We start from the raw sequence: 20765 nt of genomic DNA, 5'->3' as shown, positions 1-20765 counted from the left end.
ATGTATGAGTTCACTGCAGAAGTGGTTTCCGTAGAGGAAGATGACTACTGCATCGTGGTCGGATTGGCAGATAGCCCAACCGATCCGTCCCGCTACGTCATAATTCAGAATGCTAAGAAGTATGACGATCAAGATAAGAAGTTAGGCATGGATCATGCCCATCTTGAGGTTGGCGGCGGTCTGGAGCCATGCTATGGCGGGTTGGAGGAAGTGTCCCTGCTGGGTACTAAGCTCCAGCTGCTGCTCTCCGAAGTGGCGCAGAGGAAGCTTGGTATCAAAGGTGGGATAGCGGTGACGCTGAAAACGTTGGATAAGCCTGGTTCGCTGGAGATGGCGTTAGGCCAGATCTGCGCTTCAGAGAAGATTCCGTTCGCGCTGAGTTCAGCTGGGAAGATTTGATTGCGTCGCTTTGTGGCGATGCCTGCATGACCAGCGCTGAGCACAGCGAAGCGTATGGGGAAGAAGTGGTAAGTGTGGGTATTCTGCGCCGCTGCAGTTCAATCGGTGCTTTCAATGTTTTTTTGGGGGCAGGGGCTGCCTTCCCAGCTCCCGATGATCGTCCTACAGGCCGGCCCCGCCTCTTGATGGAGGCGAGGCTCGAAGCAAGGATTGGCTGCGGCACCGCTCGAGACCAAGCCAGCATTGCGCAGGGCTGCTGCACGTCAGGAACTTAGAGAAGGGGGCGGGCGATGCGTCAGTTGGAGAGTGTGCTATCCGAACGCCATACGCAATTCGTGTGGATGGCCCGTATCCAAAAGTGCAATGGGGCTGGGCGATCTATAGCGCTCCACAAGCTCGCTCAAGTTGCCCTCATGCCTCGAGAGAAAGATGCCTTCCGCGTAGCCCTGGGCGAGCACCGCCAGCCTCACTCGTGGATCAAGCTTCCCGTTGTCGATCTGTTGCTCGCTGAAGTGGCTGAATTTGTTCAAGATTTCATCTACAAAGCTCAAATAGTTGGGGTGAATCATTCGATAGCGCCCACCTGGCCTCGTCGCGGCGTAGCTGCTCCATCCATCCGGAGCTGGTTGATCTCGAGCTCCGGTGACTCGCTCACTTTGATGGCTAAAGGCCTGATCTGATCGATCTCGTCGGGAACCTTTGGCGGCATTCTGGTCAATGTGACGGAGGATTGGGCCTGAGTCGTCCTCAAGGTCTGCATGGCTTGCACGTCGTGCTGTGTCTGCGCCTGCTGGTGGTGATTGCTGGTCTAGGTGTGTCGTGAGTCTGTATCTTTTAGGGTTGCAGACCCTCCTGGCCTGGCGTAGCGCCAGACCAGGAGGGAGGTCCACAAGGCTGGAAATCCTGCTGGGATCAATGTGCGCCCCTGGAGTTACGATCAGCCGACTTGTACGTCTTTGCTCACCGCACCAGTTGAGGTAGGCCTGTAAGTACGCCGCAGCAGTGGGGTGGGGCTGCCTCTGCAAGGCGGAAGCTGACTCATTCATAAGGTCAAAGCCGCACGCGCAGGTGAGCAATGACGACCCCAATGGGGGAGAATCGGCTATGACCAGTGGAGGACGCGAACTGTTGAAATGGCTCGCTCTGGTACTGATGACGGGCGACCACGTGCTGAAAGTGTTTGGGCTTGGCTATGTGCCCGTCGTGTCTGAGCTGGGCCGGGTGGCGTTTCCCGTGTTCGCCCTGGTGATGGCGTACAACCTCGCGCAACCCGGCATTGAAGCAGCGAAGTCCGGACGGCGTTTGCTGCTGTGGGGTGCGGTCGCCACTCCGGCCGCCGTGCTGGCGTTCGACGAATGGCTGCCATTGAACGTGCTTCTTACATTCGCAGCTGCGGCCGGCGTCGTTTGGGCAATTCAACGGCGGCAGTGGGTGTTGGTGATCCTCCTCGCTGTTGTGGCCCCTATGGTGCTGGACTACGCGTGGCCGGGCGTCTGGCTCGTTCTGGCGGGCTGGTATTGGTACCGAGGGCAGGGCAGGCATCCGTGGCCGGTGTGGTTCTGCATGGGCCTCGTCTGCCTGTACAACGGCAATGCCTGGGCATTGCTCGCTATCCCAGCATTACGGCTGGGCCATCTCAGTGTCCAAGTGCCGCGTTCCGGTAGGCTGTTCTATGGCTATTACGTGGGACATTTGGCGGTTCTGGGCGCCGTGGTAGCCTGCGCAGGGATCGGCATTGCCACTTAGGAGTAGGGTATGGATATCCGTTTCGTCGTTTGTGTTGTGTTGTTGGCGCTGTCGCCAGCCGCCACCGCGCAGCTTCAATCGGCAGTCGGGCCGAGACCAAAGCCATTGGCTGCTGCACCCAAGGCTGCTCATAACTCAATGTCTAAGACCACCACGCCCTTCAACTGTCAGGAATTGGCGTGGCCTAATCACCCCCACCCGGGCATGAAGGCGTACTGCGAGCGCCTTGAGGCCCGCACACTTTCCGATGAGGCGCATCGTGCCGGTCGGCCCGGACCTTCCGACAGCGTGATCGGCCTGCCGTCTCTTGGCTCCGAAGCTTCCAAGCGCTCCGGGTTCGCCTGCATCGGCGGCCAAGCTTTCCGCAAGCTCCCCAACGGCTGGGCGCAAGTTTCGTCGCCTGCTGGTGGCTGGCAGCGCTGCCGGGAGCAATGAACGGGGGTGTAGGGGCAGCGCCCCTACGCAAACGCCTCACACGCGCTGGCGGCGTTTCGGCCCCGGTACCGGGAGGACTGCCGCTGGTGGTTCGGCGTCAGGGCCAGCCATCACCCTGGACAACCGTTCTTGACGGCGAGCCATCAGGGCGGCCACCTCGATCACTTCAGCCGGCACTGCAGGAAAGCCTTTTCTTGCAGCCTTAGTGCTGCAACGGTTTCGAGGGTGTCCCGATCGAGGATCCCCGCGAAGTTCGCCCATCATGCGACGCCATTCCTGAGCCTGTGCAGCAGTGAGCGACAGCCAGGCCAGATCCTGCGGTTCCAGTTCGCGGCCTTCGGGCGTGACCAGTCGACCAGCCTTAAACGAAAAACCGGCCCAAGGGCCGGTCAGGTTCCGATCACGCACAATCAGGCTCCATGCCGCAGTGGGATCAGGGGACGAGGCAAGCGGCGTGCCAGCCATCCCCGCAGCAGCTTGAACATAATATACATTATGCGAAATGCTGTATCGGGCTAGTGCGGCCTTTGTCGGCTCCGCATGGCAATGGCTGAGCCTCTGGCTCGGCTCTTGCCTGCGCCCTCAGTCCCCGGCCAAGGATGAGAACGCCAGAGGCAGGTTGATTTCCTCTGCCAGCAAACACGCCTTGAAGACGTAGCCAGCAGGCACATTGGAAAGAGCTCCGATATCATCGCTCGATGTGACGGACTTACCCGACCGAACAGTGCCGATCTTGAGTGAGGTGCATCTGCGGATCACGTGGTCGATGACCTTCCTTCTGCGGCTGCTTTCGCCCGCGCTTCGAAGGGCTTGATCCATGCCTGAACTGAACTGGCGTCTGCGATGAGTTCTTCGATCTCTGGCAACCAGGCGGGAGTCTCCATAGGTTGCGAGTGTTCGAATGCCGAATACTTGCTCATCATTCCATCTATGAGCTCGCAATCTTCAATTCGGATGGCGGTAAGCTTCTTTAGGTGCCCCATCGTTTTGATTTCACGGCGGTAGCGCATGACCATCCCGAACAGGAGGTGCTCCTCCACAGAGCGCTCAACTAGGATCCGGAAGTTGCTGCATGCGTTTCTCAGCACGGCCCGTCTGATTTCGCCGTCGAGGTTTGCCGCTGATCGGGCATCACGTACAACTTTGTCGAGGCCTTCTTTGGGCTTCATCGCGAACGCGTCAATCGTGGCTGGAACGCCTGCCGCACGACCGTCTTTAGCAATGGATAGGACCTGAACTCGGGCAGTTGAACCATGGAACTCCGCTCGTTTCTTGGCCGCATTTTTAAGCAGAACCATCAGTGAAAGCCGGTGGGTTAACACAAGCACTTGGCGTGTCTCTGCGAGCTCCGCGATCCGATCCGCCACTGCCTCCTCGAAGCGCTGATCGAGCGACGAAATGGGGTCATCGAACACGATCGGGAGGCAACGATCGCTGCCGGTGGCATCGGCCAGGAACGCAGCCAATGCGACCACGCGCTGCTCGCCCTCGCTCAATACCTCGCGGTTGTGAATGGCACGCTGCGGGCCCCTCAACTCGGCGCAGAACGTGAAACGGCCCTTGCCTTTGGATTGATGGGTCATGACCACGGGCAACCCGCGCCCACCTAGGCGCGACATTTCTGCGTTAAAGCGATCGCAGAACCCCTTGGCCAGCTCTGCACCGGCTATTTCGTTATTCTTGGTGGTTAGCGCGTTCGTCGACGTCAAGCGGATGGCCGCTTCGACTCCCTCGATCGCTCGAAGACGTTCAACTTCTGCACTGACGTGTTCGCGGTGGGCTACTAACCACTCCCTGCCCCTTAGCTCGAGCAACCGTGCTTGGTTTAGTTTGCGTCCTTCGACGTCGATCAGTCCCGCTAATGTGTCGCGTTGCTTTTCCAACTCGACCGTCCTGGATGCTAGCGCAGCGTGCCATTCCGCCCAGTCGACCACAGGCAAGCTCGCGACATCGACAGCGACCTTCAACGCGCTTGAACGGGCGGCGACGGCCAAGCGAAGTGCTTCACTTGTCTGATGATCGAGCCCCACGGCCTGACTCATCGTTGACCAAGTCTGCGCGTCGGGAATGTCCGGAAGTGCTTGGACCAGCATTACGGCGCGCAGCTCAGCGGCGGTTGCTTCCGCCTGCAATCGATCTTGGATGAAATCCGCGAACCCTTGCATTCGCGCTTTGGCGTCCTCGTTGAGCTCCTGCTGACAGAGCACGCAGCGGGCGCCCTCTTCGGTGTTCGGGTGGGTATGATCGGGGTAGGCGAACGCTTGGGCATACGCCTCGGCCGCCGCCCACATCCGCCGCCAGGTATCTTCTCCGACGCCGGCGAGCGGCAACCCCTGGAAGAATGACGTCGCGTGTGCGGTCGCAGCCGCCCGTTTGTTTACGGCGTCGAGCCGAGCGGCCACTATTTCGCCAGCCTTCTCCTCGCCGGTTGCATGCTCCCGGTCGACAGCGGCCGCCTTGTGCTTCGCCAGACGTTCAAGTTCGGCAACCACTTTGGCGTGAAGTTCTGCGGGGTTGGCCTGCGCCAGCGCGGCCTCCAAGGCCACGCGCTCCGCTCGCCCTTCGTCGGATAGGATGCATGCTTCTTCAATGGCTGCCCGTTGGGTCCTGCTGCGGAGGAGCTGGCGAAGTTCGTTGGCTACAGGCGACTGAATGAGGTCAGACGGCAGCACCGGCATCCGGGTGACCAATAGATCGGCACGCTGGCGCAGGTTCGCCGCCACCTGATCGGAAATCTGGATGAGGCGGCCAACAAACTGCATTGACCGGGGCGTGTGAGTGGCCGCACTCGCGCTGTCGCCGAACTCCAAGGATGTGGCCGAGTCAAAGACCGGCACGGCTTTGAGTGGGCCCAAAGGCCCTCTCGCCGACTCCCAACTGAGGATGGTCGTGTCGGTCGCAGGCCCGTGAGTTTCAAGCGCCCGGACTTCGATTTTTGCTGATGGGGTCTCCGGCGTGAGATCGAACACGTTGCCGTGTATGGTACCCGCCAACCGTGCTCCGCAGAGGTGCTTCATCAAGCGTGCGTAGCCGGACTTCCCGGATCCATTGGGCCCATACACGATCGCCAGGTCTGCGTCGGCAAGCTCCAGCTTCGCCTGATCTCCAAGCGCGTTGACCCCTCGAACGTCGAACACGCGCTCGAGACGCAGGCCGGCCCGGCCCGGAGTTCCCGCGATGGCGCCCGGATCCAGTGGCGGCTCAGTCTGGGCGAGTTGCTTGGACGCCTCCAGAAGGCAGTGGTCAGCCAGAGCGGCGATCTCCGCGTCGGTGGGCATGCGTCGGGTTTCAACCAGCCCCCGGGCGGCCGCTCGCAGCCAGCTGGCCTTGCCGTTCAAGAATATTTCGACCTCGATAGGCGCTCTGCCGTCCTGTGGGCTTCCCATTCTTTTACTCCTCCTAGAGACGTTTCAGGCTACGCATCGGGTCAGTACTTGTGGCCCGATGGTAGCACCGCGAGTTCATCGACCCGGATCCCTTCCGAAGCTGATCAGCCATGAGAGGCAATTAGCACCTCGAATTCGTTTTGGCCGTCGACGCGAAAGTCACCGATCACAAGTTTCCGGAGCTTTCTCCCTACCCGCGATAAATCTTCCTTATCGCTACTCCCCGTACTGAAGTGCACTGCCACTCTCAGCTTGCCGCTTCCGAGATCCAGCCCTATTGGGCTACCGGAACAGGAGTCAGGCCCTTTCGCAGAATCTCCAACCTCCCAACATCGCCAACAGGCACAAGCACTGTAGCTTTCCGCGCCGGGTCCCACAGTGCATAGCTGTCACCAAGACGACCAATCAGGCTTAGGTCGCCCTGCACCTTTCCATCAACAGTCACAGCCGTCACGTGCTTGCCGCCACCAGAGGAAATCTTCTCGGCACGCTGGGAGCCAAGCATGCTTGACGCTATCGAGACGTAGACCAGCATCACCAAGGCGTAGATCAGCCAAGGGGAATCTTTCACTGCGGTGGGCACCACCGGCGAAAGATGCACGATCAACGCACAGATGACCGTCAGAAGAACCCCTATCAGAAGAGGCCACGTGTTCGACCACCAAAGCAGCAGCCCCAGGACAGTGAAGAAAGGCACTGGAAACAGCCATGCGAACAGCTTGCTTTTGGAGCTGCCGCTCGTGACCTTCATCTCCACCCAGCCGCCAAACAGCGAGGCCAGCAGCATGAGAAGTAACACCATGCCGATCCCAGCAAGCCCTGCCAGTGCAAGCTCACTCACCGCAACAAACTGAAAGGGATCCAGGCCGAAGTGCCCCCAATACTCCTTTAGGTACAAAGCCCCTTGAATCAATCCAAAGGTGACGAGCGCCGAACCCCATCCAGCAACATCAGCCATCGTTAGCGTCTTCTGCGTACGTTCCATGTATCCCCTTCCATCAATGCAGCCGAGCCACATAGTGGCACGCTGCGCTCCGCCCTGCAGAACCCAGTCTATTAACGTGACGCGTCACGCCGGATCACCCAGCCCATTGGCGCCCCACCCCTCCCCCACTATAGTTCCACCCCTCACAAGGACGAGGCACCCCACATGCCCTATATCGGAATCGGACTCCACGTACTGGCAGCCATCTACTTCGCGGTGCACGCCATCCGCTCGGGCCAGAACCTCTACTGGCTCATCCTGCTCTTCTCGTTCCCACTGCTCGGCAGCGTCGTCTACTTCCTGGCGATCTACTTCCCGGAAGTCCGTCACTCGCGCGGCGCTCGGCAGGTCGTCCGTTCCGCCAAGCAGCTCATGGACCCGGGCCAGGACCTGCGCAACGCCCGTGCCGAACTGGCGCGCACGCCCACCGTGCAGAACCGGGTTCGCCTGGGCATGACGCTGCTGGATGCCGGCCAGGCCGAGGAAGCCAGAACCCTGCTTGAGCAGGCAGCCAGCTCGCCGCTGGGCGACGATCCCTACATCCTGACCGGCCTCGCCCGTGCCCGCCTCGAGTCCGGGCACGCTGCGCTTGCGGTGGAGACGCTGGACGGCCTGTTCGCCCGCCATCCGGACGTGCGTCGCAAGCCGGAACAGACCCTGCTTTACGCGCAGGCACTGGCGGCCACCCAAGCGCCCGGCACCCGTGCCGCGTTCGAGCGCGCAGTGGAATGCGGAAACGATGCGGCCGCTCGCTGCCTCTACGCCGAATGGCTGATGGCACAGCCGCAACCCGACGATCGCGAGCAAGCCCGCATCCTGTTCGCCAGCATCATCGACGATGCCCAGCATTGGTCGCGCCACGCACGGAGCCACAATGCCACATGGCTGGAGCGGACCAAGGTTGCGTTGAAGGGCTACTGACGCCTAGCAGCCGTTGGCAATCCTGTCGCATTCGCCTCGCTCACAGCCTCGCCGGGCAGATGCCGACACTCGCTAGGCTTGGACCACGGTCATCGCCGATAGCGTTGCAGCGCAAGGCTCCAGCTTGGTTGATTCGTATGCAACGATTCTGAAAATGTTGAAAGTAGTGACGTCATCAGCCCTACTGCATTGGCATCACGCATAGGTCCGCGTATTTCTTGCCCTGCCACCGTGCATCGGTGGTCGGGATTCGAAACCCCGGTTGTGTGGATGTTGCTCGCACTTGCCAGCCGGCACTGCTTCGCGCGGTGCCGGCTGGCAATCCGTCAGTCGGCTATGGCGGGCGGTGCGTGGAGGCCTTGCGCCTGCCCGGTCATCCACACACGGGGTTTCGAACCACGCATCGTCCGCCACCTTTATCGGTGGCGGCTTCTGCATGCACGCAAGGAGCCCCGCCATGACCCAGCCCCACTCCCCTGCCCCGCACCCGATCCACGACGCGCCTGCGAATGGCCCTGCGCTGGACCCGAACACCCTCAACGCCCTGCTGCACAGCATCGGCGCCGGCGCCGCCTCCGATGGTCAGCCCTGGCCGGAGCGCCACCAGATGCCGGGCCGACGCATCGCCTTGGCGGATACCGATTGCTCGCTGGCCGGGCTTCGCGTGGTCCTGGAGATTCTGCTGGCCGCGCAGCGCGCCCGCGAAAATGGCGAGCTGGAGCAGTACGTTGGCCCGCGCGTGATGGAGGGGCTGATCATGGCCGGAATCGGCCTTACCGCACACGCCAGTACCCGACTGCATCCGGAGGGCTGAGTGGCCTGGTGGCGCTGGGCGGCCACCGCGCTCTGTCTTGTGGTGGTGGTTGCGGCACAGACGCAGTGGCTGGCACCGCCCAAGCCCTCGCCTATCGGTTTCCACAGCATCCCCGGCGATCGCTTTCTGCAGTTGCGCCGCCAGGCCATGCAGTTCGTGGAGGCTCGGCCACGACAGGGCTTCCAGTTCGTTGAGCGGCATCGAGATGCCGAGTTCCAGGTTCATTGCCGAGGCATACCCGTGCTGTGGCTGGAGAGGCGCTCGCAACATCTGCTGTTGCAGGTCTCACTGGACGCGGAGCAGCGGGCGCCCGACGTTCTGCAGCTTGGCACGCTACCTCAATGGCAGCTTGAGCCGGTGGGCTATCTGGAGCAGGTGCTGGCTGACGTACCGGAACCCGTTCTGTTGGATCGGGTGCTGCAGATTCTTGCCAGTGATGTGCCTGATGGGGCGCGATGTGGCGTGCCGTAGTCGAGCGTGGCTCGACTCTACAGGGCTGCGGGCAGCGAGGGTTTGGGCTCCGGCTCTGCCGCTAGTCATCTGCGCGACGGGCGTTGGCACCGTGATCGTGCAACTCAACCTCGGCATCGATCCAGCCCGCATCGCGCGCACGCACAAGATCTTCTGGCGTATCGATATCCAGGCCCAGTTCCGGTGCCTGCAGGACATGCACCGTACCGACAGGAAGTTGCCGCAGGCGCGCTCCGAAGCCGCGGTCACCGCTTGCACCCGCAGCGTTGAACCATGCACGCGGCACTACGGCGGGAACGCCAAGCGCGTCTCCATGACGGGTGCCGGCGCACCCCGACGCCGAGGCGCGGGCACCCGAAAGCAACGCCTGCAGATGGGAGCGCTCGATTGCGGGCTGGTCGCATGCCACGACCATCACCGCAGTGACCGTGGGCAGCAGGTGTGCGCCGGCAACCTGCAGGCTGCTCGCCAGGCCGCGTTCCCAGTGGTGGTTGGTTACTGCAGTGGCCTCCAGCCCGGCAATGCTGGATGTCACGGCCTGTGCGTTTGCGCCCACCACGACCAGCACCTGCGCTGGCGCGAGCTCGCGCGCCAACCGCACTACGCGATGTACCAGGGTTTCGCCCTGCCGGGTCAGAAGCTGCTTGGGCTGGCCAAGTCGGGTGCTCCCGCCGGCAGCCAGCACGACGACCGCATGCGCGTCAGTCACCTGCCGTGCGCGCTTCGCCATTGCTGCAGCTGCGCGGCGATGCTGAGCGAAATCGCCTCTGGCCCTCGGCCGCCGATGTCCAGGCCGACAGGTGATCGAAGTCTCGGGGAAAGGCGGTGGCGCTGATCCGGTGTCAGCAGCTTGAACAGGTCCTCGCGCCTTCGCCGCGGACCCAGCAGTCCAATGAACGCAACGTTGGTATCAGCCAGGGCCACCAGCGCCTCCCGGTCCAGTTCGAAATCGTGATGCATCACCAGTACGGCGTCGCACGGGTCGCCATGAAGGGCCTCGGCCGGGTTGGTCTTAAGATGCGCATCTGCGCACTGCCCGGCTGAGGCCCAGCGCGCTCGCCGTTCGGCCACGCTGACCCGCCACCCCAGGCCCCGCAGCAACGGAACCAGGAGGGGCGTTTCGGGACCGCCCCCCAACACCAGGGCCCGCGGAAGCCGGGGCAACGGCAAATGCCATGCGCCCTCGCCAAAGGGCTGCGTACCCTCCATCGGATGCAGCTGCCACGCCTGCTCGCGATGGCCGGCGCGGAAAACGACCTGGCCCGACGTACGAAGGTCGCGCTGGAGTGACACACCCTCGCGCAACCAAGCCTCGATGACGTCGTCGATGCCGGCCATGGCACGCAATGGCAGGAGCGCAATCCGCAGCCGGCCGCGGCACCCGAGCGCAGACCCACTCAACAGGTCGTCGTCACTGCGCGTGTCGATCTCGATCCAGTCGACCCGCCCTGCCGCGCTCACCTGCTCCGCGCGACGTGCGAGCTCGGGCTCCAGGCATCCGCCGCTCAGCCAGCCGACCTGGCCGCCGTTGCAGAACAGCACCATGTCGCCGGCACCGGCGTAAGTGGAGCCATCGGTTTCCAGCACCAGCGCGAGCACGGCGTGCTCGCCCGCGCGCACGCGCGTCAAGGCCGTCTCGAGCACGCCGCGCGGGCTGCCTTCGGCGAGGAAGCCCGACGCTGCCGACAGGTGCTCGGCAAGATCGCAGGGCTCCCCTCCGCCTGCGGCGGAGGCCTCCAGAGTGGGCGAGGCTGCGGGTCGGTCCATGCGCAAGGGTCAGCCCACGTCGGGCAAGCCGGGCAGCAGCTTGTCCAAGGTAATGGGATAGTTGCGCACGCGCACGCCGGTTGCGTTGTAGACCGCATTGGCGATCGCGGCGCCGACCCCGCAGATGCCCAGTTCACCCACACCCTTGGCCTTCATCGGCGAGATCACCGGATCCAGCGTGTCGAGGAAGACCACTTCCTGGTACGGGATGTCGGCGTGCACGGGAACCTCGTAGCCGGCCAGGTCATGGTTGATGAACAAGCCAAGCCGTTTGTCGACCACCAGCTCCTCCATGAGGGTCGCGCCCGCACCCATCACCATCCCGCCGATGACCTGGCTGCGTGCGGAGAGCGGATTGAGGATCCGGCCGCCATCGCATACGGCAAGCATTCGGCGGATGCGCGTCTCTCCCGTGTAGGCATGCACGGCAACCTCGCAGAAATGCCCTGCATAGGTGCCGACGTCGTAGCCTTGCTTGAAGTCGCCGAAGGCAATGCCGTCCTCCGCCGAGAGTGTCCCCGCCTCTGCCAGCTTGATCGTCCGCCCACCCACCTGGATGCGGCCATTGGCGAAGTCTGCGGTGTCGCCGTCGAAGCCCAGTTTCTCGCCCACCTTGCGGCGCAGGCTGACGCACGCCGCGTACACGCCTGCGGTGGAGCTTGCCGCGCCCCACTGGCCGCCGGAACCGGCGGAGGCGGGATGACGGGAGTCGCCGAGGGTCACGTGGACCCGCTCCAGCGGCACGCCCATGGTCTCGGCTGCCGTCTGCGCGATGATCGTGTAGGAGCCGGTGCCGATGTCGGTCATGTCGGTCTCGACAATCACTCCGCCCTGGCCGTCAAGCCGGACCCGCGCCGCCGACTTCATCGTCGGTGCGCCGCGATAGCCCGCAGATACGCCCATGCCGATCAGCCAGTCCCCTTCCCTGACCTGCGCCGGCCTGGGGTTGCGCTTGTTCCAGTTGAAGCGCTCCGCGCCTTCGCGCAGGCAGCGCACCAGGTTGCGGTCGGAGAACTTCTTGGACGGATCGCCGGGTACCACCTCGGGCTCGTTGAGGATGCGGAACGCGATCGGGTCGAGACCCAGCTTCTCGGCCATTTCGTCCATCGCCACTTCCAGCGCCATGTGGCCCGGTGCTTCGCCCGGTGCGCGCATCGCATTGCCTTCGGGCATGTCGAGCGTGGCGATGTAGTTGGCCACCAGACGGTTGGCGCCTGCATAGAGCTTGGGCGTCTGCAGGGTGCCGTTTTCGCCATCCTCGCCGTTGATGTTGCCCGACCAGTTCTCATGGGCGATGGCGGAGATCCGGCCATCCTTTCCGCAGCCGATCCGCACGCGCTGGAGGGTGGCGTGCCGGTGCGTGGTGTTGTTGGGCATCAACGGGCGTTGCAGCGCGATCTTCACCGGCCGCCCGACCTGCTTGGCCGCCAGCGCGGCCAGCACCGCGTCGGCACGGATGAACAGCTTGCCGCCGAAGCCGCCGCCGATATAGGGCGAGTCCACGCGCACCTTGGCAGGATCGATGCCGAGGATCGCCGCCATGCCATGCCTGGCCCAGTCGATCATCTGGTTCGCCGTCCACAGCGTGAGCGTGTCACCCTCCCAGGCGGCGATGGTGGCGTGCGGCTCCATCATCGAATGACTTTCGTCGGAGGTGTGGTAAGTCTCGTCGAGCTTGACCGCGGCGCTCGCGTAGGCAGTGTCGAAATCGCCCAGCGCCTGCCGGTCGGGCTTGCCGTCACGCCCCTTTGCCAGCGGCGCGGACGGTGCCAGGGCCGGGAAATCGAAGCGGCCCTTGCCGCGCTCGTAGCGGGTGCGGATCAGCGCCGCGGCGGCGCGGGCCTGCTCGAAGGTCTCTGCCACCACGCAGGCGATGGCCTGGTGGTAGTGGGCTACTTCGGGCCCGCCGAACAGCGGTGCATTGTTCCAGTTCGATGTGCCGACCGGCTTGGTTTCCGGTGCGGTGATGACCGCCAGTACGCCGGGCGCGGCACGTGCGCGGGAGGCATCCATCGAAATGATGCGCCCCTTGCCGATGCCCGCACCGACGATGTAGCCGTAGGCCTGGTTCGGCGCAACGTCATGGCGCTCGTAGGCATAGAGGGCGGTACCGGTGGTCTTGCGTGGACCGTCGATGCGCGGCGTCGACTTGCCGACGACCTTGGCCTTGTCGAACAGGTTATCGCCGGCGGGGGCGTTGAATTCAAGGGGCATCAGCGCTCTCCTTCCACCAGCACCGCTGCGAGGGTGCGCTCGGCGAGCGCGATCTTGAATGCATTCTCCCGCGTCGGACGGGCACCGGCGAACACCTGCCGGGCCGCGGCCTTTACGCCGTCGCGCAGCAGCGGTTCGGCTGCCTCGACGCGCCACGGTTTCGGCGCGACCCCACCGAAGGCGAACCGCGCCGAGCCGTCACGCTGCACGACCGCGGCGACCGACACCAGTGCGAACGCATAGGACGCGCGGTCACGTACCTTGTGGTACACGTGCCGACCGCCCAGGGGTTGTGGCAGCGTGACGTGGGTGATCAGCTCACCGCGCTGCAGCACGTTGTCCTGCTGCGGCTTGTCGCCGGGGGAACGATGGAAATCGGCAATCGGGATGCTGCGCGTACTGCCGTCACCCCTGACGGTCTGGATCGAGGCGTCCAGCACCCGCAGGGCCACCGCCATGTCGCCCGGATAGGTCGCGATGCAGCTGTCCGAGGTGCCGATCACGCCCATCTGCCGGGAGAACCCCTCGAGTGCGCCGCAGCCGGATCCGGGCAGGCGCTTGTTGCAGGGCAGATTGGCGTCGTAGAAATACGGGCAGCGCGTGCGCTGCAGCAGGTTGCCGCCGGTGGTGGCCTTGTTGCGCAACTGCCCGGACGCACCTGCCACGATCGCGCGGGTCAGCACCGCGTAGTCGCGCCGCACGCGCTCATGCGAGGCCAGTGCGGTATTGGTGACCAGCGTGCCGATGCGCAGGCCGCCTTCGTCGGTGGGTTCGATCCTGTCCAGGCCGATGTCCTGCACATCGACCAGGTGCGCTGGCGTCTCGACCTCCAGCTTCATCAGGTCGAGCAGGTTGGTCCCTCCAGCCAGGAATTTCGCGCCCTCGGTACCGGCGACGGCCCTGGCGGCCTCGGCCGGGGATTTCGCGCGTTCGTAACTGAAGGCCCTCATGAGCGCCTCCCTGCAGAGGTCACGCCAGCGACCTCTGCCATCGCCTCGGCAATATTGGAATAGGCGCCGCAGCGGCAGAGGTTGCCGCTCATGCGTTCGCGCATTTCCATGTTGGTGGCCTGGGGCCGTGCGCTGACATCCGCCTGCACATGGCTGGGGACACCCCGCTTGATCTCGTCCAGTACCGCCACCGCCGAACAGATCTGCCCCGGCGTGCAATACCCGCACTGGTAGCCATCATGCTTGATGAAGGCGGCCTGCATCGGATGCAGGTCATCGGGAGTTCCGAGGCCTTCGATGGTGGTGATGGCATCGCCCTGGTGCTGTACCGCCAGGCTGAGGCAGGCATTGATGCGCTCACCGTTGACCAGCACGGTACAGGCGCCGCATTGACCGTGGTCGCAGCCCTTTTTCGTTCCAGTCAGCTTCAGATGTTCGCGCAGGGCATCAAGCAGCGTGGTCCGGGTGTCGAGCTCGAGCTCCAGCCGCTCGCCGTTGACGGTCAAGGCCACCGTGCTGATGACCGGCGGCCTGGGCGGCGGGGGCGCCGCCAGTTCGGCGGCGAGCGATGATGCCCCCGGTGCGGCGGACATCGCCACGGTCGTGACGCCGCCGGCGATCACCTGGCGACGCGTCAACTTCATTCCTTCATCACAACTTGGCACAGTGACCTCCTGGCGTTCGGGGAAACCCCGTGGCTGGATGGACGCGCTCACACTACCGAAGGGCCACTATGCCCCTCTGCGGGGTACAGATCTGTGAAGTCGGCGAAATGTACGACCCTTCCAAGGCAGTCAGCCTGCGTGCCTAGAAGAACGTGTTGTAGTAGGTCCGAAGAAATCGACTGCATCGAGCTCTTCCAAGGACACCGGGACTCATTCCCAGCCTGCAGGCCAACTACGGCGGGCTTGACGGAGTTGCCACGCTCGCTTCTCTCGTAGGTAGATGGCTTCTCTCTTCCTCTCGCTTGCTGGCACATCGCAGAGACGCCATGCGTGCCGCCTGCTCAAGTTCGGAATGCGCGGCCTTCACTCCCTTCAGCGCGGCACTCTTGAGCCATGCGTATGCCTCACTGGATGACTCACAGTCCTGTTTGTCCCTCAACATGAAGAACACGTTGTACTGTGCAATCGGGTGCCCCAGCGCTGCGGCATAGGCAAGCCACATATGGGAGTTGCCGGCCACGCCTTTGCCCTCAAAGTGGCGCGAAAGTCGAAACGCCGCCTCGGCGTCGCCTGCATCTGCGCGCCCGACCAGCGTGCGTAGCTGCTTGTCATCAAGCTCCGCGCCACCATCCGTTGCGATCGACCCGTCAAGCTCAACTTTCGGCCTGTCCGGTTGAGGCGGCACCTGCGCATTAACCGACCCTGCGCCCGCCAGGCACAAGAGAAGACCGGCTCTCTTAAATAGGATCATCAATCCCAGTTCCTGAGAATCGGTCTTCGCTGGCGGTTCGAATCCGCCCCCCGGCCTGCATGTCCATTGCGCCCCCTGCCCCGCCGGCGCGGATGCCGGCCGCCCCATCGTACCTGAGCGTGCTTCGGATGGCGCCTCAGCGGGAATCACATACCCAGCTCCGACAACCCCGGGTGATCATCCGGGCGACGCCCCAGCGGCCAATGGAACTTGCGGTCGCTCTCCTTGATCGGCATGTCGTTGATACAGGAGAAGCGGCGCTGCATCAGGCCATCCTCTCCGAATTCCCAGTTTTCGTTGCCATAGGAACGGAACCAGTTGCCGGAGTCGTCGTGCCATTCGTACGCGTAGCGGACCGCAATGCGGTTCTCGGTAAAGGCCCAGAGCTCCTTGATCAGGCGGTACTCGAGCTCCTTGTTCCATTTGCGTGCCAGGAACTGCCGGGCTTCTTCCCGGCCGTTGGTGAACTCGGCGCGGTTACGCCACTGGGTGTCGAGCGAATAGGCAAGCGACACCTTGTCGGCATCGCGGGAATTCCAGCCATCCTCGGCAAGACGCACTTTCTGGGTGGCCGATTCAAGGGTGAACGGAGGAAGCGGCGGACGGGGTTGTTCAGCGGACACGGGGAGACCTCCAATCGAGATGGATACACGGGTTGCTTCAACGGATCTGGCGTACCCAGGCGCTAGCGCTTGGCCTGTTCCAACAACAGCTTCGCGACATCCTTCGCGGTGTCTGCGGCGTCGAAATCACCCATCACGCGCGACAGGGTGATGGCGCCTTCCATCAGCACCAGCAGCTGACGGGCCAGGTCCGCCGGCTGCTCCACCTCCAGTTGCTCGGTAAGTTCCAGTGTGTAATCGAGCAGCTTCTGCTTGTGATCACGCGCGATCTGCCGGATCGGATCGGCCGGGTCGCCGACCTCGCCTGCGGTGTTGATGAACGCACACCCGCGATAACCCTCGGACTGGAACCAGTTCTTGAGCACGGTGAACAGGCCGAGGATGCGTGCTTCCGGGGTGTCCGCCTTCTCGCACTCGTGTCGGAACCAGGCCAGCCAACGCACGTCGCGCGCCCTCAGCGCCGCAGCGGCCACGTCGTCCTTGTTCTCAAAATGGCGGTAGATGCTCTTCCGCGCCACGCCCGAGGTCTTCACCAGCAGGTCCATGCCCGTGGCGTGAATCCCGTTTTTGTAGATCAGCGCCTCGGCCGTGGCCAGGATCTTCTGTTGGGTGTCGGTGGTGACCTTGCTCATGACTGCAAGGTAGAACGGACGTTCTACCTTGTCAACCGGCGATCGCGAGCGCTTCGCGTGCGCACATCCGTGCAAGACGATCTATCAAGAAATCCGGACAGTTCATCACCCGGATGCCTGATTGCAGGCGCAAAGTACGTCTCACCACCCACCCATGAGAGTTCCCGCATGAACACCTTCGCCCGTACGCTGGCCGTTGCCGCCCTCGCCCTCTCGGTCCAGGCCGGCCTGTCCGCGCAGGCCGCCGAACCGGCCACGCCGGCGGCAGTCACCAGCATCGCGCGCACCGCCAGCTACATCACCACCGCCGATGGCGTGCAGCTGTACTACAAGGACTGGGGCCCGAAGAACGGCCCGGTCGTGACCTTCAGCCACGGCTGGCCGTTGAACTCGGACAGCTGGGAATCGCAGATGATCTTCCTGGCCAACCACGGCTACCGCGTCATTGCCCATGACCGTCGCGGCCACGGCCGTTCCAGCCAGCCGTGGGATGGCAACGACATGGATCACTACGCTGATGACCTGGCCACGGTGATCAATACGCTGGACCTGCACGATGTGACCCTGGTGGGCTTCTCCACCGGTGGCGGCGAAGTGGCGCGCTACATCGGCCGGCATGGCACCGGACGAGTGAAGAAGGCCGTGCTGATCAGCTCGGTACCGCCGTTCATGCTGAAGACCGCCGACAACCCGAACGGCCTGCCGATCGAAGTGTTCGATGGCATCCGCAAGGCACAGATGGATAACCGCGCGCAGCTGTACAAGGACATCCCGTCGGGCCCCTTCTACGGCTTCAACCGCCCGGGCGCGAAGGTGTCGCAGGGGCTGATCGATGCGTGGTGGGCGCAGGGCATGCAGGGCGGCCACAAGAACACCTACGACTCGATCGCTGCGTTCTCGGCCACCGATTTCCGCGCAGACCTGAAGAAATTCGATGTGCCCACCCTGGTCATTCACGGTGACGACGACCAGATCGTGCCGATCGACATCTCAGGCCGCCAATCGGCAAAGCTCATCAAGGGCGCAAAGCTGATTGTCTACCCGGGTGCGCCGCACGGCCTGACCGACACCCACAAGGACAAGGTCAACCAGGACCTGCTGACGTTCCTGCAGGAGAAGTGAGCAACGCGGGCTTCGGCAAGGCGCCGGAGCCCGCTTTCTGTTGAAAGGCGCGGCCTGGATGCTGGACTTCCGGCGCTGGAGATCGATAGCCGAGCATGGCTCGGCTCTACAGTGGAGCCAGCTCGCGCGCAAGGAACGGCGCGGTCCTGCTGCCCTTGGCGCGGGCCACCTGATGCGGTGGCCCCGCCGCCACGATGGTGCCGCCCGCGCTGCCTGCGCCCGGGCCGACGTCGATCACCCAGTCGGCCTGTGCGACAGAACGCATGTCGTGCTCGATCATCACCACCGTGTTGCCTGCGTCCACCAGCCGCTGAAGCTGCACCAGCAGCCTGTCCGCGTCTGATGCATGCAGGCCGGTGGTGGGCTCGTCCAGTACGTACAGCGTGCGCCCACGCTGGCTGCGCTGCAGTTCTGTGGCCAGCTTGATGCGTTGCGCCTCACCCCCTGAAAGCTCCGTGGCCGGCTGGCCCAGCCGCAGGTAGCCCAGGCCGATCTCCTGCAGCAACTGCAGCGGGCGGGCGATGGCCTCTTCTTCGGCGAAGAACGCATGGGCCTGGTCCACCGTCATCTGCAGCACCTCGGCAATGTTGCGGCCGTTCCACTGCACCTTCAGCGTGGCCTCGTTGTAGCGGGCGCCGTGACAGGTGGGGCACGGCGCATAGACGCTGGGCATGAACAGCAGTTCGACGCTGACGAAACCCTCGCCTTCGCAGGTCTCGCATCGCCCCTTGGCTACGTTGAACGAAAAGCGGCCCGCATCGAATCGGCGACGGCGCGCGTCGGGTGTCGCGGCGAACAGCTTGCGCACGTGGTCGAACAGGCCCGTGTAGGTAGCCAGGTTGGAGCGTGGCGTGCGGCCGATGGGCTTCTGGTCCACCTGCACCACGCGCTGGATGGCGTCCACGTCGCCGGCCAGCTGGCCCCGCGTTGCTTCGATTACGGTGGGTCCTTCGGCAGGTGCGCTGTCGGCGCTGTCGTCTGCCGTCTCATGCCCGAGGTGCAGCAGCATCAGCTCGGGCAGCGCTTGCGCCATCAGGCTGGATTTGCCCGATCCGGAAATGCCGGTCACTGCAGTCAGCAACCCCAACGGCACCTGCGCATCCACACCGTGCAGGTTGTGGCGGTGAATGCCTTTCAGCGCCAGCCAGCTGTTGGCACTGCGCTGCCGGCTGGCCGGCGCCGGCACCCTGTCGAACAGGTACTGCGCCGTGCGTGAATCCTGAACGTTGCGCAGGCCGTCGGGCTCGCCACTGTAGAGAACGCGTCCGCCATGTTCCCCTGCCTGCGGGCCCACATCCACCAGCCACTGCGCGCGGCGCATCAGCTCCAGATCGTGTTCAACAACGAACACCGAGTTACCGCCGTCGCGCAGCCGTTCCAGCGCGTCGTACAGCGCCTGGCTGTCGGCCGGATGCAGGCCGGCCGACGGTTCGTCGAGCACGTACAGCACGCCGAACAGCAGCGAGCTGAGCTGCGTGGCCAGGCGCAGGCGCTGCAGTTCGCCGGCCGACAGCGTGGGCGTGGCGCGATCCAGCGAGAGATAGCCCAGGCCGAGCTCGCGAAGTTGCCGTACCCGCGCCATGACCCCGCCCGCGAGCCGTTGCGCCGCCAGGCGCTTTTCCTCTGACAGGGCTGAGGTCAGGCGCACGTCGGGGGCGCCTTCGTGGGTCGCGCGGCCACTTGCTGCCCGCTTGGCGCGATCGCTGGGCGTTGCACGCCTGCTGGTACGCGCGCCGTGGCTGTGTGCACTGAAATCGCCCTGCGCGATGGGCTCGAGCAAGGCCGCCAGCTGGTCCAGCGGCAGCCGCATGAACTCGCCGATGTCCACGCCGGCGAAGGTGACCGAAAGCGCTTCCGGCTTCAGGCGCTTTCCCTGGCACGCGGGGCACAGGCGACCTTCCATGTAGCGGGAAACACGCTTGCGCATCAGGGCGCTCTGGGTGTTGGCAAAGGTGTGCAGCACGTAGCGGCGTGCGCCGGTGTACGTGCCCATGTAGCTGGGCTCCAGCTTGCGCTTGAGCGCGGCGCGGGTCTCGGCCGGCGTGAAGCCGGCATAGACCGGCACCGTGGGCGTTTCCTCGGTGAACAGGATCCAGTCCCGGTCCTTCTTCGGCAGCTTCTTCCACGGCACATCGACGTCATAGCCCAGCGTGACCAGGATGTCGCGCAGGTTCTGGCCATGCCATGCCGGTGGCCAGGAGGCGATGGCGCGCTCGCGGATGCTCAACGACGGGTCCGGCACCATCAGCGCTTCGGTCACCTCATAGACGTGCCCCAGACCGTGGCAGGTGCTGCAGGCACCCTGTGGGGTGTTGGGCGAGAAGTCTTCGGCGTACAGCATGGGCTGGTGGGCCGGGTAGGCCCCTGCCCGCGAGTACATCATGCGCACCAGGCTGGACAACGTCGTCACGCTGCCCACCGATGAGCGCGCATTGCTGGCACCGCGTTGCTGCTGCAGGGCGACCGCCGGTGGCAGCCCGTCAATGGCATCCACGTCGGGCACGCCGGCCTGATCGATCAGGCGACGCGCGTAGGGTGCGACGGATTCGAAGTAGCGCCGCTGCGCTTCGGCGAAGACCGTGCCGAAGGCCAGCGAGGACTTGCCGGACCCGGACACGCCGGAGAACACCACCAGCGCATTGCGTGGAATGGAGACGTCGACATTCTTCAGGTTGTGCTCGCGCGCACCGCGGACCTCGATGCAGCCGCTGGCTGCGGCAGCACATGACGACTCGCCAAAGGGGGTGTTGGACATCTCAGCATTCCTGCATTCGGTGGGCGGATCGAGCATGGTGCGCCCGGTAGGCCATTCTCGCTGCTGCGGGGTGAATGGCGTGAGGGGGCGCGCAGCCACGTGCCGAATCAGAACGCCATGGCCGACGCA

At 64.0% G+C, this 20765-nt stretch carries 20 protein-coding genes; 7 read left to right on the top strand and 13 right to left on the bottom strand.

Annotated elements, in window-relative coordinates:
* A complete protein-coding gene (locus AC5P7X_RS11755) occupies positions 1-399 on the top strand; it encodes an Imm10 family immunity protein (RefSeq protein ID WP_180832634.1) in 399 nt (132 codons plus the stop codon).
* 311 nt (positions 400-710) lie between these two features.
* On the opposite strand, the gene AC5P7X_RS11750 is transcribed toward AC5P7X_RS11755, so the two are convergent.
* A complete protein-coding gene (locus AC5P7X_RS11750; RefSeq protein WP_180832635.1) occupies positions 711-968 on the bottom strand; it encodes a hypothetical protein in 258 nt (85 codons plus the stop codon).
* A 535-nt stretch (positions 969-1503) separates the two neighbouring features.
* Between AC5P7X_RS11750 and AC5P7X_RS11745 the strand changes: the two genes are divergently transcribed.
* Both AC5P7X_RS11745 and AC5P7X_RS11740 read left to right on the top strand, forming a co-directional pair.
* On the top strand, positions 1504-2145 hold the full coding sequence (locus AC5P7X_RS11745; protein ID WP_346607291.1) for a TraX family protein: 642 nt from the start codon (positions 1504-1506) through the stop codon (positions 2143-2145).
* Between the two features lie 9 nt (positions 2146-2154).
* Positions 2155-2580 carry a hypothetical protein gene (locus AC5P7X_RS11740; protein WP_346607214.1) on the top strand — a complete coding sequence of 142 codons (426 nt, stop codon included), beginning with the start codon at positions 2155-2157 and terminating at the stop codon, positions 2578-2580.
* A gap of 36 nt (positions 2581-2616) precedes the next feature.
* Here the strand turns inward: AC5P7X_RS11740 and AC5P7X_RS11735 are convergent, their stop codons facing one another.
* The 3 genes from AC5P7X_RS11735 to AC5P7X_RS11725 form a co-directional block, all read right to left on the bottom strand.
* On the bottom strand, positions 2617-3045 hold the full coding sequence (locus tag AC5P7X_RS11735) for a DUF3653 domain-containing protein (RefSeq protein WP_346607215.1): 429 nt from the start codon (positions 3043-3045) through the stop codon (positions 2617-2619).
* A gap of 290 nt (positions 3046-3335) precedes the next feature.
* A complete protein-coding gene (locus AC5P7X_RS11730; RefSeq protein ID WP_495214869.1) occupies positions 3336-5918 on the bottom strand; it encodes an AAA family ATPase in 2583 nt (860 codons plus the stop codon).
* Between the two features lie 322 nt (positions 5919-6240).
* Complete coding sequence (locus AC5P7X_RS11725; RefSeq protein ID WP_495214868.1) at positions 6241-6951, bottom strand: hypothetical protein; 711 nt, start codon at positions 6949-6951, stop codon at positions 6241-6243.
* Between the two features lie 165 nt (positions 6952-7116).
* Between AC5P7X_RS11725 and AC5P7X_RS11720 the strand changes: the two genes are divergently transcribed.
* From AC5P7X_RS11720 to AC5P7X_RS11710, 3 genes are all read left to right on the top strand, one after another.
* Positions 7117-7872 carry a tetratricopeptide repeat protein gene (locus AC5P7X_RS11720; protein WP_442256386.1) on the top strand — a complete coding sequence of 252 codons (756 nt, stop codon included), beginning with the start codon at positions 7117-7119 and terminating at the stop codon, positions 7870-7872.
* A 457-nt stretch (positions 7873-8329) separates the two neighbouring features.
* On the top strand, positions 8330-8686 hold the full coding sequence (locus AC5P7X_RS11715; RefSeq protein ID WP_495214867.1) for a hypothetical protein: 357 nt from the start codon (positions 8330-8332) through the stop codon (positions 8684-8686).
* Positions 8687-9157, top strand: coding sequence for a hypothetical protein (locus AC5P7X_RS11710; protein WP_495214866.1), 471 nt, complete (start codon positions 8687-8689; stop codon positions 9155-9157).
* Positions 9158-9218: 61 nt separating this feature from the next.
* On the opposite strand, the gene AC5P7X_RS11705 is transcribed toward AC5P7X_RS11710, so the two are convergent.
* The 8 genes from AC5P7X_RS11705 to AC5P7X_RS11670 form a co-directional block, all read right to left on the bottom strand.
* Positions 9219-9887, bottom strand: a complete 669-nt coding sequence (locus AC5P7X_RS11705) for a nucleotidyltransferase family protein (RefSeq protein WP_495214865.1) — start codon at positions 9885-9887, stop codon at positions 9219-9221.
* On the bottom strand, positions 9863-10924 hold the full coding sequence (locus tag AC5P7X_RS11700; protein ID WP_495214864.1) for an XdhC family protein: 1062 nt from the start codon (positions 10922-10924) through the stop codon (positions 9863-9865). Before AC5P7X_RS11700 ends, AC5P7X_RS11705 begins: the two co-directional genes overlap by 25 nt.
* A 9-nt stretch (positions 10925-10933) precedes the next feature.
* Entirely contained in the window at positions 10934-13138 is a 2205-nt protein-coding gene (gene paoC / locus AC5P7X_RS11695) for an aldehyde oxidoreductase molybdenum-binding subunit PaoC (RefSeq protein WP_495214863.1), read from the bottom strand.
* On the bottom strand, positions 13138-14088 hold the full coding sequence (locus tag AC5P7X_RS11690; RefSeq protein ID WP_495214862.1) for an FAD binding domain-containing protein: 951 nt from the start codon (positions 14086-14088) through the stop codon (positions 13138-13140). Before AC5P7X_RS11690 ends, paoC begins: the two co-directional genes overlap by 1 nt.
* Positions 14085-14732 (bottom strand): aldehyde dehydrogenase iron-sulfur subunit PaoA, encoded by a 648-nt coding sequence (gene paoA, locus AC5P7X_RS11685; RefSeq protein WP_495214905.1) that lies wholly within the window; start codon positions 14730-14732, stop codon positions 14085-14087. The genes AC5P7X_RS11690 and paoA overlap by 4 nt, the downstream gene beginning before the upstream one ends.
* Before the next feature lie 253 nt (positions 14733-14985).
* A complete protein-coding gene (locus AC5P7X_RS11680; protein WP_495214861.1) occupies positions 14986-15504 on the bottom strand; it encodes a hypothetical protein in 519 nt (172 codons plus the stop codon).
* Between the two features lie 146 nt (positions 15505-15650).
* Positions 15651-16127, bottom strand: coding sequence for a nuclear transport factor 2 family protein (locus tag AC5P7X_RS11675; protein WP_021202431.1), 477 nt, complete (start codon positions 16125-16127; stop codon positions 15651-15653).
* A 62-nt stretch (positions 16128-16189) separates the two neighbouring features.
* Positions 16190-16759 carry a TetR/AcrR family transcriptional regulator gene (locus AC5P7X_RS11670; protein WP_495214860.1) on the bottom strand — a complete coding sequence of 190 codons (570 nt, stop codon included), beginning with the start codon at positions 16757-16759 and terminating at the stop codon, positions 16190-16192.
* Positions 16760-16927: 168 nt separating this feature from the next.
* Between AC5P7X_RS11670 and AC5P7X_RS11665 the strand changes: the two genes are divergently transcribed.
* Positions 16928-17881: an alpha/beta fold hydrolase gene (locus AC5P7X_RS11665; protein WP_207049101.1), complete on the top strand. Its 954-nt coding sequence runs from the start codon at positions 16928-16930 to the stop codon at positions 17879-17881.
* Between the two features lie 106 nt (positions 17882-17987).
* Here the strand turns inward: AC5P7X_RS11665 and AC5P7X_RS11660 are convergent, their stop codons facing one another.
* The gene (locus AC5P7X_RS11660; RefSeq protein WP_495214859.1) at positions 17988-20636 is read right to left on the bottom strand and encodes an excinuclease ABC subunit UvrA; all 2649 of its coding nucleotides are present in this window, start codon (positions 20634-20636) and stop codon (positions 17988-17990) included.
* Between the last annotated feature and the right edge of the window lie 129 nt (positions 20637-20765).

The organism is Stenotrophomonas sp. YJH_SMC_53 (assembly GCF_059369995.1).
Note: the sequence above shows the minus strand (reverse complement) of the source record. Positions and strands in the feature narration are given on the sequence as shown.